Below are 17,498 nucleotides of genomic sequence, written 5' to 3' on the forward strand. Positions count from 1 at the left end.
GAGGAGACTGACGCGCCCATGGAGGAACACGGGACAGCACCGGTCGCGGTGGAGGAGCGGCTCACCGCCTGGCAGGACGCACTGCGGTCATGGTGGGTGCCGGTCCGGGTGACCGTACGCAGCACCTCGTCCTTCGACGCCGGGATCGGCGCGGCCCGCTTCGGCTACGCCGTCGCGCTCACCGCCACCGCCGACGCGTGCCGCATCAGCCGGCTCCGGCCGCCGGCCGTCCCGGCGGCGCATCCGCGTGTCTGCCTCGCGCTGCAACGCGCCGGATCCGGCGCTCTCGTCCAGGGCGGCCGGCACACCGCGCTCGAGACGGGGGACCTCGTCCTCATCGACCCCGACCTCCCGTTCTCCCTGGATCTGCGCAGCCGGTTCACCATCCAGATCCTGCATCTGCCGCTGCGCGCCGTCGGCGTCCCCCGGTCCCGGCTCGCCGCCCTCACCGGTCGCACCGTGCCGATGGACCAGGGGGCGCCCGCACTCGCGGCGGCGTTCGTCGACACGCTCGCCACCACCGGTGACCGCCTTCCCGCCCCGGCCGGTGAGCGTCTCGCCGGGGTCGGCGCCGACCTGCTGGCCGCCCTCGTCGACGAACTCTCCCCGCCCGCCGCCCCTGACGAACCGCTCGACGGCAATCCGCTCGGGGCCGCCGTCCGCGGCTACATCGAACAGCACCTCGGTGACCCCGGCCTCACACCCGAGAACATCGCCGCCGCCCACGGTGTCTCCGTCCGTTACCTCCACCGCGTCTTCGAGACGGAGCAGACCACGCTCATGCGGTACGTCCAGCGCCGCCGTGTCGAGGAGTGCGCCCGCGAACTCGCCCGCCGCCGTCGCGCCGCCCCCACCGTCAGCGCGGTGGCCCACCGCTGGGGATTCACCAACGCCGCCCACTTCACCCGGACCTTCAAGACTGTCTACGGTCTTACGCCCAGCGAGTGGCGGGCAGCCGCCGCACGCTCCGGCGGCGCTCCGGCCGACATCTCGATGCCGCGACAGCGGTAGGGGTGGCACAGCGGCAGAGGCGGGACGAGCCGGGTGAAGCCGGGCGGTGCGCCCGGCGCTGTGCGGCGGGTGCCGTCCGGCCGCGGCACACCGCGCACCGCGCACCAGGTGACGTGCCCGCGCTGCCGAGTTCCGCGCGACCTGCGCCGTACGGGCACGGGCGGCGTCGACGGAAGGACGCCCGTCAAACGACTTACACCGCATACCGCGCATCGTCCGACACTGGGCAGGCCGGCAGCGTCACCGCCGGCTGGTCCCAGCCCAACGGAGCCCGGAATGTCCTGTCCCGCCAGCCCACCGCCGACCGTCGCACACGCCGCACGCCCGGCCCCGCCACCGGTCGTCGACGTGGGCCGGTCGCTGCGCACGCCCTGGGGAAACCTGTCCACCTTCCTGCTCGGCGCGGGGACCCGGCTGCCGTCGGCGGTGCCCGGCCCTGCCGGGGAAGCACGACTGGCGGCGTACGTCCTGGGCGCCACCGGGCAGATGCTGCTGCGGACGACGGTCGAGGGAGCCACGACGCCGGAATCCGGCACCCTCCTCCTGGTCACGCACGACAGCGACGGCCGGCCGGGGGCGATCGAGGCCGAGGCCGTGGCGCCCGCAGAGGTGACCGTGTTCGACATACCGCTCCACGCGCTGTCCTCCCCCGTGGCCGAGGTGGTGGCCGCCGCCCGGCACCCGGTCACCACCGCACACGGCACCGCGTCGGTCCTGGCCGCACTGCTGACGACGGTGACCGCGTCGGCACCGGCATGGGCTTCGGGACCCGGCGCGGCCGCCCGGCAGCACCGGCTGGTCACGCACCTGTACGACGTCGTCGACACGCTCGTGCACGAACGCGCCCACCCGGCTCCTCCCCCGGACCCGGCAGCACAGCTCAGCACGATCCGTTGGTGGATCGAGGACCGCCTGGGCGACACCTCCCTCAGCCCGGAGACCGTCGCCACCGCGCACTACCTGTCCGTGCGGCGACTGCACCAGTTGTTCGCGCGTGACGGCACCACGTTCGGCGCGTGGGTCCGCGCCCGCCGCCTCACCGAGACCCGCCGCGAACTGAGCCGCCCCGGCCCGCCCGCCACAGTGGCAGCGGTGTCCCGCCGCTGGGGTTTCACGACACCCGCACACTTCAGCCGGGTGTTCAAGGCCACCTACGGGCGTGCGCCCAGCACGTGGCGGCTGCGGCGGCCGGCCCCCGGCGCGCCTGCGCCCGGTCAGGAGGAGCGCTTGTCAGCGAGTGCCGAGCGGGTCGCGTGCAACGACGCCAGCAGTCGCAGCCGGTCCGCGTCGGCGCCGCCCGGCTCGGCGGTGAAGACCAGCATGACCGGGCCGGGTCTGCCGGGCAGCGGATAGGTGTCCCAGTCCAGGACGATGTCGCCGACCTCGGGAACCCGGAAGGTCTTGGTGCCGCTGACCGACGCGCGTACGTCGTGCCGGGCCCACAGCCGCCGGAACTCGGCGCTGCGGATGCTCAGTTCACCGACGATCGCGGTGGCGCGCGGATGGGTGGGATCGGTGGCGACGGCGGCCCGCATCATGCCGATGTACTCCAGGGCCTGCCGCTCCCAGTCCGGGCAGCTCCGCTCGCCGGTCAGCGTGTCGTCGAACATCAGCAGGAGCATGTTGAGCCGGTGCGGCGGGTGGGCGCCCGGGCTGCCGAGCAGCGCCTCCGCCATCGGGTTCCAGGCGAGCAGGTCGAGGTGGCGGCCGAGCACGACCGCCGGGGTGTCCATCACCCGCAGCAGCCGCCGCGTGCTGTCCGGCACCCGTTCCGGACCGTGGTCCACCCGGGCGGGCACGGGCCGGCGGGCGGCACGGGCCAGCGTGAACAGGTGCCGGCGTTCCTCGTCGTCGAGACCGAGCGCGCCGGCGAGCGCGTCCAGGACGTCATCGGACGGGCGTACCTCCCGGCCCTGCTCCATCCGCTGGTAGTAGTCGGTGCTCAGCCCGGCCAGCAGGGCCAGCTCCTCGCGCCGCAGCCCGGTGACCTTGCGTCGGCCGCCCGGCTCCAGGCCGACGTCGTGCGGACGCAGCCGGCCGCGCCGGGCGCGCAGGAAGTCTCCGAGTTCACGGGCGTACGGATGGGTCATGCCGCAAGTGTGCCGCGTGGCCGGGCACCCGAGGTAGGTCCCGCAGACCTAGGCAACCGGGAACGACCGGACCGGCTCGCGTTGCTCCTAGCGTCGTCGGTCCAGCCCACCGACACCCTGGAGGAGCAGCGGATGACCGGATGGACCGCCGACCGCATCCCCGACCAGCACGGCCGGATCGCCGTCGTGACCGGCGCGAACTCGGGCCTCGGCCTGGTCACCGCGACCGAGTTGGCCCGCCATGGCGCCCGTGTCGTGCTCGCCGTCCGCGACACCGCCGCCGGCGACGAGGCCGCCCGCCGGATCCGTGGCGACGTCGAGGTGCGCGAGCTGGACCTGGCCTCCCTCGACTCCGTACGCGCGTTCGCCGCGAAGCTGGCCGCCGACCACCCGGCGATCGACCTTCTGGTGAACAACGCCGGCGCGGTGTTGCTCGGCCCGCGCCGTACCACCGCCGACGGCTTCGAGCTGCACCTCGGCACCAACATGCTGGGCCACTTCGCGCTGACCGGCCTGCTGCTCGGCGCACTGGCCACGGCGAGGGAGCCCCGGGTGGTCAGCCTCAGCTCGATCACCCACAAGAACGCGCACCTCGACTTCGACGACCTGATGTACGAGCGTGGCTACCGGGCCGCTCCCGCCTACGGCCGCTCCAAGCTCGCCACGACGGTCTTCGGCGTCGAGCTGGACCGCCGCCTGCGCGCTGCCGGACTGCCGATCGTCAGCACGCTGGCCCATCCCGGTCTCACCCGCACCAATCTGACTCCGCGCGCATGGGAGCACCGCGGCCGGTTCGGGCAGTTGATCGCGTGGTTCGGCCTGCTGGCCACCCAGTCGGTGGAGCAGGGCGCACTGCCGCAGTTGCGCGCCGCGACCGAACCCGGCGTGCGCGGCGGCCAGTTCTTCGGGCCGTCCGGGCTCTGGGAGACACGGGGCCGGGTCACCGAGGCTCGGCTCAGCCAAGAGGCGGCGGACCCGGCCGTCGGCAGGCGGCTGTGGACGACGGCAGAGGAACTGACCGGCATCAGCTATCCATGAGCGGACCCGGGGAGATGAACGATCCGACGGGACGGTCGCCGCCCCGCACGACGAGCCGTCAGTCCGGGCAGCAGGCACGGAACGCTCCAGCAGGACCGGTGACGCGTTCGTCGGCGGCACCCATCTTGCTCGGGTGATCAGATGGGCGGGGTCGCGGCCGGCGGTGCACCGATCTGGATGCCGAGGCAGGCCACGAGATCGCCTCCGTCGAGAGCGCTCCTACGCATGTTGATGATCAGGACCGTTCCGGCCACGATGCCGGCGGAGCCGGTGCCGGTTCGTCGGGACTGTTCGATGCGCTCCGTGACGGGACGGCGGACCGCCTCGGTGAGCAAGGTGAGGCCGTGCGGGAACACCTCGCTGAGCAGGTGTCGCCGGTGTCGTTGCCGCCCGTCCTCGATCAGGCTGCCGACAGAACACCAGCGGCTGATCGGCGGATCCCGCCCCGCCCACACCATCAGCCGAACCCACCACACGACTCACGCACCACCCTGTGACCGGTGCAAGGCATCAGGTACTCGTCGGTCCGGATCGGCCAGCCAGTGGTGGACTGCGAGCGCGGTGGTACGGGCGTGCTCCTCCAGTACGGTGAAGTGGTCCCCGGGCACGGTGACTTCGGTGTGCGGGAGTTCCCATACCGGAGTGGGCTCCGCGCCGGGCAGCGGGTCCCGGGCCCGTACGAAGAGGGTGGGCGAGGCGAGCCGCGAGGGCTTCCAGCCGGCGAACAGGTCGAAGTACCCGGCCATGGCGGTGAGCCTGTCCGGGTCGGCCGGGGAGAACCTCGCCGCCCGGTGCAGCATGTCCGATGTCATCGCGGAGAGCGTCTGCCCACTCTCGTCATCACTGCTGGGACAGGTGTCCACCAGGACGACGGCGAGCGGGGCGGAGCCTTCGGCCTCCAGTCGCTCGGCCACAGCCTGGGCCACCCAGCCACCGGCCGAGCGGCCCAGCAGGACCGGCGGTCCGTCACCCGCGGCGGTGCGGACGGCGGCGGCCTGGGCGGTGACGAGGGCGTCCAGCGTGGCCGGGAGCGCCTCCCCGGGCCCGAACCCCGGGTGCCGTACCGCCGAGACCGGCCGCAGGCCCCGCAGTCCGGCGCCGAAGCGCGCGTACTCCTGGGGTCCCGAGAGCGCGCTGAGGGCGGGGAAGCAGATCAGCCGGGGCCCCGTGCCGCCCGGTGCGAGCGGGACGGGATCGAGCGCCGCACCGGGTGCCCCGGCGCTGTCGAAGACCGGGCGGAGGCGTGCGGCGACGGTGAGCAGCACCATGCCGTCCCAGGTCCGCCCCCGGTCGCAGGCGGTGCGGAAGAGCGCACCCAGGGAGTCCGGAGCACCTGCGGAGTGGGGGGCCGGTGCGTTCCCGGCCAGCCCCGGGGCTTGCGGTGGAGCGGCCGTCCCCGGGCCGCCGGGAACGCCGTTGTCCGCCGTTCGGCCGGAACTGTCGGAGCTGCCCGGGTGGCCGATCGCATCCGCCCGTTCGGGGGCGCCGGGAGCTCCGGGGTTGCCGGGAGGAGCGGCCTCCCGCGCGTACCGCTCCGCCAGCTCGGCGGCGACCGCGCGCGGGGTCGGGAAGTCGAACAGCAGCGTGGGCGGCAGCGTCAGTCCCGTCGACGTCGCGAGCAGGTTGCGCAGGTCGACCGCGGCCAGGGAGTCGAGCCCCAGGTCTGCCAGCGGGTCGTCCCCGTCGATGGCGGCCGTGCCCTCCGGGTGACCCAGTACCGAGGCCGCCAGAGCCCGCACCTCCGTGAGCAGCAAGCCGCTCCGCTCGCCCGGGGAAGCAGCCGCCAGCCGCCGGCCGAACAGGGCCCCGCCCCCGCCGCCCGCGCCCGCCGCGCCGGGGACGGGCGGCCGGGACCGGCCCGCCGCCGGCGCGCCGCCGCTCAGGGCGGCCGGGGCGAGGCGGGCCGCCACCACCACCGGGTCGTCACCGGCCACGGCGGCGTCGAAGAGGGCCAGGCCCTCGTCCGCCTCGAGCGGGCCGAACCCCGAGCGGGCCATCCGCCGCAGGTCCGTGTCGGTGAGGTGCGCCATCATGCCCTCGCCCTGCCGCCAGGGACCCCAGGCGATCGACGTACCGGGCAGACCGAGCCGTCTCCGGTGCCGTGCCAGGGCGTCCAGCACGCAGTTGGCGGCCGCGTAGTTGGCCTGACCGGCGGAGCCGAAGGTGCCCGCCACCGAGGAGAACAGCGCGAACATCGCCAGGTCGTGCCCCCGGGTCAGTTCGTGCAGGGCGAGGGCCGCGTCCGCCTTGGGCCGCAGCACCCGTTCCAGACGGCCGGCGGTGAGCGCCGGGACGATGCCGTCGTCCAGCACCCCCGCGGTGTGCACCACACCGGTCAGCGGACGGTCCGCCGGCACCGAGCCGAGCAGGGCGGCGAGCGCCGTCCGGTCCGCGACATCGCACGCCCGGACGGTCACCTCGGCGCCCGACTCGCACAGTTCCGCGACGAGTTCGTCCACTCCTGGTGCGTCCGGTCCGCGTCGGCCGGCGAGCAGCAGACGCCGGACGCCGTGGGCGGTGACCAGGTGCCGTGCCACCAGCATGCCCAGGGAGCCGGTGCCGCCGGTGACCAGGACGGTGCCCTCCGGGTCGAGCCGCCGCCGGGACCGCCGTTCCTCCGTCGCCCCCGTCGCCCCCGTCATCCCCGTCGCCCCGACCACCCGGACCAGCTTCGGTACGTACGCCGTTCCCCGTCGTACGGCCGTCTCCGGCGCCGCGGTGGCCAGCAGGGCGGGGAGGAGGCGCACGGAGTCGGGGTGATCGTCCATGTCGACCAGCGCGAACCGGCCCGGATTCTCCCGCAGGGCCGAGCGGACCAGCCCCCACACCGGTGCGTGGGCCGGTACGGAAGCGCGTCCGCCGGATACGCCGGAGTCTTTGGAACCGGCGCCACCGTCAACCGGACCGTCGTCGTCCGGGGTGACGGCACCGGAGGTGACGAGGACGAGACGGGAGTCCGCCGGGCGAGGTTCGGCGAGCCACTCCCGTACCAGCTTCAGTGCCCAGCCCGCCGCCCACCGTGTCCGCGCCGCCGGGTCCTGCGCACCGCCGGCCGTGTCCGGTGGTGGCGGGCACGGTGCGACGAGGACGGCCGGTGCCTCGCCGTCCGCCACCGCCGCCGGGTCGGTGTACACCGGAACGCCGGAGCCCCGGGGCGCGAGCACCTCCACCGGCCGTGTGCCCGCCGCGCCCAGGACACCCCACGCGGGGACCGCCGGAGGTACGGGCGGCTCGGGCAGCGGCACCCAGTCCATCCGGTGGAGAGCCCCCGTGACGGTGACCGGATCCGCCGTTCCCGGTCCGGTACCGGCACCGGTACGCGGAAGGGGCCGGAGCGTCAGCGAACGTACCGCGGCGACCGGCGCGCCCGCCGCGTCGGTCAGTTCCACTTCGGCCCGCCCGTCCGGTCCGGGAGCGATCCGCACCCGCAATCGCCGCGCGCCGGCCGTGTGCAGGCGCACCTCACCGAAGGCGAACGGCAGGGAGACCCCATCACCGTCCGCCCTGTCCGCCCCTTGCGTCCCGGCGCGGTCCGCCGTGCGCCCGTCCAGCGCCAGAGCATGCAGCGCCGCGTCCAGCAGCGCCGGATGCAGGGCGAACCCCGGGCCACCCGCGTCCGGGAACGGGGCCCCGGCGGCCTCGGGCAGCGCGACCTCGGCGTACAGCTCCTCCCCGAGCCGCCAGGCGGCGCGCAGGCCCCGGAAGGCGGGGCCGTAGCTCAGCCCGCTTCCGGCCAGTTGCTCGTACGGGTCCGCATGCGGATCGCCGGCGTGCAGCGGCGCCGCACCCGGCGGCGGCCATGTCGTGGCCCCGGCCCCGGCCCGGGTCGCAGCCGCAGCCGCTCCACGATCCGCCGGCTGCTGCTCCGGCACGAGCGTCCCGGTGGCATGCCGATGCCAGGGCCGGTCACCCTCCGGCGTGTGCGGCCGGGCGTGGAAGAGCACGGTCCGCCGTCCCGCGCCGTCCGGTCCCGACACCTTCACCTGCAGCTCGACCGCGCCGTCCGCGGGCAGCGACAGCGGTGCGGTCAGGGCGAGTTCGTGCAGGACGGGCGCGCCCGCCGGCTCACCGGCGTGCAGGGCCATCTCCACGAAGGCGGCCGCCGGCAGCAGTACCTCCCCCGCCACCACATGGTCGGCGAGCCAAGGCTGGTCGTGCACCGAGAGCAGCCCGCTCAGCAACAGCCCGTCGTCGTCGGCCGTCGCGGTGCGGGACGACAGCAGCGGATGGGCCGGGGTGTCCGGCGAGGGAGTGGCCGGATGCCGCGAAGGCGTCTGGGTGGCGTCGAGCCAGTACCGGCGGCGTTGGAAGGCGTACGTGGGCAGGGCGACGCGCCGCCCGCCGCGCCCGGCGAAGACGGCCCGCCAGTCGACGGGTACGCCATGGGTGTGCAGCGCGGCCACCGTGTCGAGCAGGGCGTCCGCCTCCGGCCGCGCCCCGCGCAGGGTCGGCAGGACCAGCGGCGCCGACGCCGGAGTCCGCTCGTCGGCGGGCGTTCCGTCCGTGGCCGGGACCTCCGGGGCCGCTCCGGTCGCGGCGAGGCAGCTCCGGACCAGGCCGGTGAGCACCCCCTCCGGCCCCAGCTCGACGTAGTGGGCCGCGCCCCGCTCCCGGAGGTACGCCACCGAGTCGGCGAAGCGGACCGGGCGGCGGACATGGCTGACCCAGAACTCCGGCGAGCTCAGCTCCTCCTCGGTGGCGGCCCGGCCGGACACGGCGCTGACCAGGGGGATCCGCGGCGCGGCGAAGGAGAGGCGCCGCACCACGTCCGCGAAGCCGGCCAGCATGGGTTCCATCCGCGCGGAGTGGAAGGCGTGGCTCACCCGCAGTGGCGTCGTCGACCGGCCCCGCTCCCGGAAGTACGCGACGGTCTCCCGCACCGCGGCCTCGTCCCCGGAGACGACCACCGAGGCGGGCCCGTTGACGGCGGCGATCTCCACCGCACCCGCCACCGCACGCCCTGCCCTGGCGAGTCGGGCGGCCGCTTCGGCCACCTCGTCCGCGGCGGCGGCCACGGCGGCCATCGCACCGCCCGCGGGCAGCGCGTCCATCAGCCGGCCCCGGGCCGCCACCAGGGTGCAGGCGTCCTCGAGGGACAGCACCCCGGCGACATGCGCCGCGGTCACCTCGCCCACCGAGTGCCCGGCCACCAGGTCCGGGCGCACACCCCAGGCCTCGAACTGCCGGAAAAGGGCCGTCTCCAGGGCGAAGAGCGCCGGCTGTGCGTACCGGGTGGTGTGCAGGAGCGCACCCGTCTCCGTACCCTTCGTGCCGGAGCCGGCGAACACGACGTCCCGCAAGGGCACCGGCAGCAGCGGGTCGAGCAGGGAGCAGCTCTCGTCGAACGACCGGGCGAAGCCGGGGTGCAGTTCCCGGGACTCGTACAACTCACGTCCCATACCCACGCGCTGGCTGCCCTGGCCGGTGAAGAGCAGGGCCAGCGGGCCCTGGCGGCGGGACGTGCCCGTCCGCACCCCGGACCGGCTTCCGCCCTTTGCCAGCGCTTGTAGGGAGGTGAGCAGTTCCGCACGGTCCCGGGCCACCACCACGGCCCGGTGCTCGAAGACCGCGCGCGTGGTGGCGAGCGAGTAGCCGATGTCCACCGGGGCCGTGTCCGGGTCGGTCGCCACCCGGTCGTACAGCCGCCGCGCCTGGGCCCGCAGCCCCGGCCCGCTCCTCGCCGACACCGGAACAGCCACGGACGCCTGCACGGGACCAGCCGCAGACGCCTGAGTCGCCCCGCCAACGGCGCGGCCGCTCCCGGTTCCCTCGTCCACCACGGAACCCGGCGGCGGGGCATCCCGGTCCACCGGGGCGCCCCGATCCACCGGGGCCGGCGCCTCCTCCAGCACCACATGGGCGTTGGTGCCGCTGATGCCGAAGGAGGACACCCCCGCCCGGCGCGGGCGGTCCGTCCTCGGCCACTCCACCTCCTGGGTCAGCAGTGCCAACCGCCCCGACGACCAGTCGACCCGGCCGGTCGGTTCATCGGCGTGCAGCGTGCGCGGCAGCACGCCGTGCGCCATCGCCTGCACCGTCTTGATCACGCCCGCCACCCCGGCGGCGGCCTGGGTATGGCCGATGTTCGACTTCACCGAGCCCAGCCGGAGCGGACGCTCCCGCGGCTCCCGCCCGTACGTCGCCAAGAAGGCCTCCGCCTCGATGACATCACCCAGCCGGGTGCCGGTGCCGTGGGCCTCCACCGCGTCGATGTCCCCGGGGGCCAGCCCCGCGTCCGCGAGGGCCTGCCGGATCACCCGCTGCTGCGCCGGGCCGTGCGGTGCCGTCAGCCCGTTGCTCGCCCCGTCCTGGTTGACCGCCGAGCCGCGCACCACGGCCAGCACCGGCAGCCCGGCGCGGCGCGCCTCGGACAACCGGCTCAGCAGCAGCATGCCGGCGCCCTCGGCCCATCCCGTGCCGTCGGCGGACGCGCCGAACGCCTTGCAGCGGCCGTCCGGGGACAGCGCCCGCTGCCGGCTGAACTCCACGAACGACGAGGGCCCCGACATCACCGTGACCCCGCCGGCCAGCGCGTAGGAACACTCGCCCCGGCGCAGCGCCTGGGCCGCCAGGTGCAGGGCCACCAGGGACGACGAGCACGCCGTGTCCACCGTGACGGCCGGGCCCTGGAGGCCGAAGGTGTAGGCGATACGGCCCGAGGCGACGCTTCCGGCGCTGCCGAGGCCCAGGTAGCCCTCGACCTGCTCGGGCACCTCCGTGAGGCGGCCGGCGTAGTCGCTGTACATCAGCCCGACGTACACCCCGGCCGACGAGCCGCGCAGGGTGCGGGGAACGAGACCGGCGTGCTCGAAGGCCTCCCACGCCACTTCCAGCAGCAGCCGGTGCTGTGGGTCCATGGCCAGGGCCTCGCGGGGGGAGATGCCGAAGAAGCCGGGGTCGAAGCGGTCCACACCGGAGAGGAAGCCGCCCTCACGCACGTACGTCCGGCCGGACCGCCCGGGGTCCGGGTCGTACAGCGCCTCCGTGTCCCAGCCCCGGTCGGCGGGGAACGGGCCGATGGCGTCCGTCCCGTCGGCCACCAGCCGCCACAGCTCCTCGGGGGAGGTCACGCCCCCGGGGTAGCGGCAGGCCATCCCCACGATGACCACAGGGTCGTCGTCCGGCCGGGCCACGCCCCGGCGCACGGTCCCGGTGCCCGACGGCGCGGCGGCGCTCCGCGAACGGAGGTGGGCGAGGTGGGCGGCGAGCGCGGCGGCCGTGGGGAAGTCGAAGGCGACGGCCTCGGAGAGCGGGAGGCCGGTCGCCGCCGACAGCCGCTCCCTCAGCACCGTCGCCGTCAGCGAGTCCATGCCCAGATCGCGGAGCGCCGTTCCGGCGTCCACCGCCTGAGCCGAACAACCGAGCACGGCCGCCGCCTCGTTCCGCACCAGGGCCAGCAGGTCCGCCGTCGGCTCTCCGGCCGCTCCCGTGCCCAGCGTCCGCGCGGGCCGGTCGGCGAGGGCGTGCCGCCGCACCTTCCCGGAGGCGGTACGGGGAATGTCCTCCACCTCGTACAGTTCGGCGGGCACCTTGAACGCGGACAGTTCCGCACGACAGGCGGCGAGGATCGACCCCCGGTCCAGTGCACCGCTGCCCGCCGCGGGTACCAGATAGCCGACCGGCACCTCGCCGAAGACGGGGTGCGGGCGTCCGGCCACGGCGGCGTCCGCCACCCCGGGCAGCCGCCGCAGTACCGCCTCCACCTCCGAGGGGTGGATGTTCGCCCCGCCCCGGATGATCAGCTCACTCGCCCGGCCGGTGATCACGAGTTCGCCGGAGGCATCGATCCGGGCCAGGTCACCGGTGCGGAACCAGCCGTCGCGCAGCGCCTCGGCGGTGGCCTCCGGCCTGCCGTGGTAGCCGGCCATGACTCCGGGCCCGCTCACCCACAACTCGCCCTCACCGGTGTCCTGTCCGTCAGCGCCACCGCCGACCCGGACCCGGGTGCCGGGCAGCACCGGGCCGCACGACCCGGCCGCCGATGTACTGCCCGGTGCCGCCATGGTGACCGGACCCGCCTCGGTACTGCCGTAGTGCTCCAGGTAGGGGGCCCGGCAGAGCGCCTCGAAGGACCTGCGGAACTCAGGTCCCGCCGAGGCGCCCGCGCTGATACAGCCCCGCAGCGCGGGCGCACCGAGCCCGCGGCCGTTCCCGTCACTCTCCTCGCCCTCCTCACCCCTCTCGCTCCGGACCGCGTCGAGCAGGGCCGAGTACGTCGTCGGCACGCCGCCGAGGAGGGTGTAGGCGGTGTCCGTACGGCGCAGTTCGCCGAGCACCTCCGCCACCGAGAACCGGGGCGGGAGCATGGCGCTCGCCCCGGTCGCGGTCACTCCGAGGACGCAGACCACCTGGCTCATGGCGTGGTGGAGGGGCAACGGCCACAGCACCCGGTCCCGTTCCGACAGACCGAGCACACCGACGAGGCCCGCCGCGACCGGTGCGAGGCGGTTGCGCTGGGTGGACAGCACTCCCTTGGGGGTGCCGGAGGACCCGGAGGTGTAGAGCAGCCACGCCGTCTCGTCCAGCCCGAGATCGTCCCGGGCGGGCGACCCCGGGTCCGTACCCGCCAGCTCCTCGTACCGCAGTAACTCCTCGTACGGCAGCGCCTCCTCGTACCGCAGGACGCCGCGCGCCGCCCCGGCCCCGTCCCCGTCCGCCGGCGCCTCGGAGTTCCCGGACGGCGGGGCGTCCCCGCACTCCGCATCCTCACCGCCCTCGGCCACCACCACGATCAGCCCGGGGCGGGACAGCAGTCCTCGACTACGCGTCGGCCGGGCCTCGTCGGTGATGAGTACGCGCGCACCGCAGTCGTCCAGCAGACGGGCCAGCTCCGCCTCCGAGCTGCCGGGGTCCAGCGGCACTCCCACCCCGCTCGCCCGGGTGACGGCGAGCAGACTCTCGACCGCCTCGACGCGGTTGCCGAGCAGGACGGCCACCCGCTCGCCCCTTGCCAGGCCGAGCCCCGCCAGATGGCCGGCCAGCCGTCCGGTCCTGCGTTCCAGGTCCCGGTAGGTCCGCCGCGTACGGCGGTCCTGGAAGGCGACCTTCTCCCCGAGGCGCCGGGCATGCTCCCGGAGCGACTCCGGCAGTGGCCTGATGATGTCCGCGTCTGTACTCACCCGTTCGAACCCTCCCCTTGACTCCTAGGTGAGGATGGTGGCGCGAGTCGCCTGGTTCCCCCGCGGCAGCGGCACCGCACGGTACCGGGACGGCCGGAGCGTGTCGTGGTGGTCACCTGCTCGGTGTCCGGTCCAGGGCTCCGGCGGCAGGGGGACGAAGTTGGATCCCCGGTGAGATTGGCCTGACGCATCGCTGCCTCCTGGTCGACCGGCATGTGGCGACTGCTGCGTTGCCGCCATCGCCTGCCCGCGCGCGAGGGCCGGGGGTTCAGGCCGTCCCGGGTCAGGATGACGGGGCCGCCCAACTGGATACGGGCGCGGTCGACGAAGCCCCGGTTCGTCGGCCGGGCGGAGCTGTTGCGTCCCTTGCTGCGGTGCTTGCGGTGGCGGCGCGGTCGGTAGATCCGCGAGCAGGGCTCGCCGGAGGGTGACGGTGCACCGCCTCGGGCGGGACGAGATCCTCGATACCGCCTACAGCGATCACGACTTGGCCATGTTCCCCGAAGGCGCAGGCGTCGCCGGCCCCGGAGGTGTCCGGTACGACCCGCGGTGGGCGGAGTGGCGCGACGGCCACGCCCAGGCACGGGATTCCGCCTGATCGCTCGTCCTTGTCCCGGCCTGGGCCCCGGCGGACAGGGTCCCGCCGGGGCCTTCGTGGTGCTGCCAGGATGACGCGGGGCTCACCCCGGGACGGTGACCTCGGCCGGCCGGGGGGCGAGTTCCCGTGCGGGGTTGCCCGCCCAGCGGGTGCCGGGCCCCGCCTGCTCGCCCTTCATCAGGAAGGAGTCGGCGGCCACCACGGCGCCGTCGCCCACGGTCGAACCGTAGTGGACCAGGGCCCCGACGCCGATGGTGCAGCCGGCGCCGAGAGTGATGTGGTCGGACTTGAAGGTGCCGTCCTCCTGGGAGTGGCACTGGAGGATGGTGCCGAGGTTGAGGGTGCAGTCGTCGCCGAGGGTGACGAGGGTGTGTTCGGGCATCCGGCAGCCGTCGTCGAAGAGCCGCCGCCCGCCCCGCACACCCAGCGCACGCCACCAAAGGCTCTTGAACGGAGTGCCGTTCAGCAGCCGGTAGTCCTGCAACGCGTGCTTCCAGTAGCGTTCGTGCCGCCAGAAGTCCGGGTGGTAGATCGAGCAGTACAGCGGGCGCTGCCGGCGGAAGCGGGTGGTGGCCCGCTCGGACACGACGGTGAAGCCGATGGTGAACAGCAGGGCGAGGACGGTGGCCAGGGCGATCGCGGCCGCGCCCAGGGAGTCGTACAGATCGGCCGCGGCCCAGAAGAGCGCCAGCACGACTAAGGTGTGCAGCCAGCGGGCGAACAGGAACGAGGCCAGGGTCACCGCGTTGTGCCGGTTCTTGGCCGCGAGGCTGCGGCGCAGTTCCTCCCCGCTGCGGAGGTGGTCGAAGGCGGTGTCGCGCTCGACGGTCCGGGGGATCTCGAAGCTGGGCGAGCCGAGCAGCCCGGTGTTCCGCCGGACGGGACCGTCGACGGGCACCATGACCCTTGTCGCCAGCAGGACGTTGTCGCCGGTCCGGCCACGGGCGGGATACGCGATGTCGTTGCCGAGGAAGTTGTCCGCCCCGATCTCGACCCGGGAGAGACGGAACGAGCTGCCGGAGTAGTCAGCGTTCAGCATCGACAGCCCGTCGGCGACCATCGTGCCGGTGCCGGCACTGCTCAGATACGGGTCCTCCTGCTTGATCTCGCTGCCGAAGTTCGAGCCGGTCTGCTCCACGCCGGAGAGGTTCCAGCCCACCGCCCGCAGGTAGTGGACGATCGCGGAGCTGTCGCCGAACAGCCAGACGAGCTGCTTGGCATTGGTCAGGCGCGCGATGGCCCGGTGCAGCGAGTAGTGGAACCCGTAGAGCCGGTAGGTGCGGTCCGCCTTCAGAGGGAGGTGCAGCAGCCGGGGCAGCGTGGCCGCCAGGAGGAGAACGGCGATCAGGGAGCCGAAATACATCACGAACGACACGAGCAGGGCGTCCGCGAGGAACGTCCAGCTGGACACCGACAGCGTGTCCGCGCTGGTGAACGCGCCGAGCTGCGGGATCTCGGCGGTGAGCAGGCCGGCGCCGCCGACCGACAGCGGCACGTACAGCAGCAGGGCGGCCAGGAGCTGCGCGGCGCTGTAGGAGACGCGGTTCCAGGTGGTGCAGCGGACCGGGGCGACCGACCTGTACTCGGTCGCGCAGCGCTGTGCCGGGGAGCCGTGCCAGGCCTGGTTCGCGGGTACGGACTGCCCGGCGTGCAGGGAGGAGGCATGGCCGAGCTGGGCCCCGTCACCCATCGAGGTGTGGATGTCCAGCACCGTCGCCTCACTGACGTACACGTCCCTGCCCAGGGTGACCGGACCGGTCTGGATCCATCCGGCGTGCGCCCGGTAGCAGGAGAGCATGACGTTCTTGCGGACGACCGTGCCGTCGCCGACGCTGAGCAGATCCGTGCAGATCGGGACGTGCGTGGAGAAGACCGCCGTGCCCCGTCCGATCTTCGCGCCCAGCGCCCTCAGGTAGAGCGTGTAGAGCGGGGAACCGACGAACAGCACCAGTGGGTTGAGCCGCACCAGCGTCTTCACCAGCCAGAAGCGCAGATATCCCGGGCTCCAGATACGGATCCGGCGGGGTGTCCAGCGGCCGATCAGTATCCATTTGGCGGCGATCGGCAGGGTGCACACTCCGAGGAAGACACCACCGCCGAACAGCACCGCCCGCAGGTACCTCGCCAGGAAGCCCGAGCCGGCGGTGACCCAGTCGTAGCCCAGGCCGATGACCAGTGCGCTGATGTAGACGTAACCGAGGAAGGCCAGGAACTGCACCGCCCCGCAGAAGAGGTAGCCCATGGTGCTCGCCCTGACGTGGGGCACGAGGTCGACCGGGGCCGGGGGTGGTGGTGCCGCGGAGGCGGGCGCGGGGGCCGCGAGTGCCTGCGCCAGATCGCGCACCGTCTGATGCCGGTAGATGTCCTTCATCGACACCGACGGCAGGTCGTCGCGCTTTCTGGTACGTGCGCAGAAGTGCGCCATGACCAGGGAGTCGGCCCCCAGGTCGGCGAAGAAGTTGCTGTCGGCCGCCACTCGCTCGGTGCGCACCACCTCGGCCAGCACCTCGGCGAGAAGGCCCTCGATGCCGGCCTCGGGTTCGGCAGGCGCGCCCGGTGCGGGCGCGGTCCCGCCCACCTCGGCCACCGAGGCAAGGTGAGAACTGGTCATGGCTGGACTCCCTGTGTGTCACGATCATGTGGATGAGGACGTGGCAAGCCCGTCGACGGGCGAAGCCGGACGCCGGAGTGCCGTCGAGTCATGGGCGTCACTGCACGTCGCGGCGGGCGCGACGGTGATGAAGGGCGCCGGGCGAGGGCTCCGGAGTCAGATGATCACGACGACCGGGACCGGGAAGACCCTCGTGGCCGCCCGGAGCGCTGGGGAGCTCCAGGCAACCCGGATGCTCGTGCTCGTGCCCTCGCTGGACCTGCTGACCCGGAACGGGACCGCGGGGCGGAAGGGCGGCCGCAGCGGCCCGGTGATCGGGCTCTCGTCCCTGCGCGGAGAGGAAGCGGGCCTCCCCGACACCACGGACGTGGACGAGCTGCTCCCCTGGGTTCGGTCTTCCGGGGAGGCGCACGTGGCGGAGACAGTCACCTCGTCGCTCGGCACGCCGGCACGCGCCCACGCCGCGCCGTTCACAGCGTCGTGGAGGCGGTGGGTGCGAGGCTGGACGAGGAGGTCACGCAGATGGTCGAGGGAGGGGGTCAGGGCGGTTCGTGACGCGGGTCGAGTGCTCGCTGCCCCTCCAGGACCTCGTCGGTGATCTCCGGCCCGACGAGTTGCCCCAGGCCGCCGGGGCGCCGGCAGGCCGGCCGAGCGGTGAGGGCGATCCGGGCGGTCTCCAGGTGCGGGCTGACCTGATCGCGGTGGACACCCCCGCAGTCCTTGTGCGGTGACGTCGGGCGCGCGAGTGCCTTCATCTTCTTCCTGTCTCCGTGGTCCGGCTTCGGTGGGTGCCACCGGTCTCCATCGTGCGGGGCGGGGTTGCAGTACTGGTTTCAGCACCCTCTGCAGCGGCGCGGGAAGCACCGCCCGCCGACGGGTGGCAGTGGAGCACTGCGCCGGTCAGGCCGGCTCTGCCCCGGCAGGGAGTCGGTGATGGGCAGTCACAAGCCCGAGAGGAGGAGCAGACGATCCGCCCCGGCCTCGCCCATACCCGCACCGTCTACCTGCGCGGCGACCTCGTATGTCTGTCG

7 protein-coding genes and 1 pseudogene are annotated in these 17,498 nt (G+C 74.0%); 3 read left to right on the forward strand and 5 right to left on the reverse strand.

Annotation, left to right across the window (positions count from 1 at the left end; genetic code table 11):
- Positions 1 to 18: 18 nt before the first annotated feature.
- Both IE242_RS10995 and IE242_RS37615 read left to right on the forward strand, forming a co-directional pair.
- Positions 19 to 1,011, forward strand: coding sequence for a helix-turn-helix domain-containing protein (locus IE242_RS10995; RefSeq protein WP_189857898.1), 993 nt, complete (start codon positions 19 to 21; stop codon positions 1,009 to 1,011).
- A gap of 486 nt (positions 1,012 to 1,497) precedes the next feature.
- Positions 1,498 to 2,181: pseudogene (locus IE242_RS37615) on the forward strand (helix-turn-helix transcriptional regulator); the annotation flags it as partial.
- A gap of 44 nt (positions 2,182 to 2,225) precedes the next feature.
- On the opposite strand, the gene IE242_RS11000 reads toward IE242_RS37615, so the two are convergent.
- The gene (locus tag IE242_RS11000; protein WP_189857900.1) at positions 2,226 to 3,101 is read right to left on the reverse strand and encodes a helix-turn-helix transcriptional regulator; all 876 of its coding nucleotides are present in this window, start codon (positions 3,099 to 3,101) and stop codon (positions 2,226 to 2,228) included.
- 132 nt (positions 3,102 to 3,233) lie between these two features.
- On the opposite strand from IE242_RS11000, the gene IE242_RS11005 reads away from it, so the two are divergent.
- Complete coding sequence (locus IE242_RS11005; protein ID WP_189857902.1) at positions 3,234 to 4,139, forward strand: oxidoreductase; 906 nt, start codon at positions 3,234 to 3,236, stop codon at positions 4,137 to 4,139.
- A 137-nt stretch (positions 4,140 to 4,276) separates the two neighbouring features.
- On the opposite strand, the gene IE242_RS11010 is transcribed toward IE242_RS11005, so the two are convergent.
- The 4 genes from IE242_RS11010 to IE242_RS11025 form a co-directional block, all read right to left on the reverse strand.
- Complete coding sequence (locus IE242_RS11010; protein ID WP_229858749.1) at positions 4,277 to 4,615, reverse strand: hypothetical protein; 339 nt, start codon at positions 4,613 to 4,615, stop codon at positions 4,277 to 4,279.
- Between the two features lie 3 nt (positions 4,616 to 4,618).
- Positions 4,619 to 13,258, reverse strand: a complete 8,640-nt coding sequence (locus IE242_RS11015) for a type I polyketide synthase (RefSeq protein ID WP_229858758.1) — start codon at positions 13,256 to 13,258, stop codon at positions 4,619 to 4,621.
- A gap of 680 nt (positions 13,259 to 13,938) precedes the next feature.
- Entirely contained in the window at positions 13,939 to 16,467 is a 2,529-nt protein-coding gene (locus tag IE242_RS11020) for a Pls/PosA family non-ribosomal peptide synthetase (RefSeq protein WP_189857903.1), read from the reverse strand.
- A gap of 539 nt (positions 16,468 to 17,006) precedes the next feature.
- A complete protein-coding gene (locus IE242_RS11025) occupies positions 17,007 to 17,222 on the reverse strand; it encodes a hypothetical protein (RefSeq protein WP_189857905.1) in 216 nt (71 codons plus the stop codon).
- Positions 17,223 to 17,498: the final 276 nt, after the last annotated feature.

Source organism: Streptomyces poonensis, from assembly GCF_014650915.1.
Taxonomy (GTDB): Bacteria; Actinomycetota; Actinomycetes; order Streptomycetales; family Streptomycetaceae; genus Streptomyces; species Streptomyces poonensis.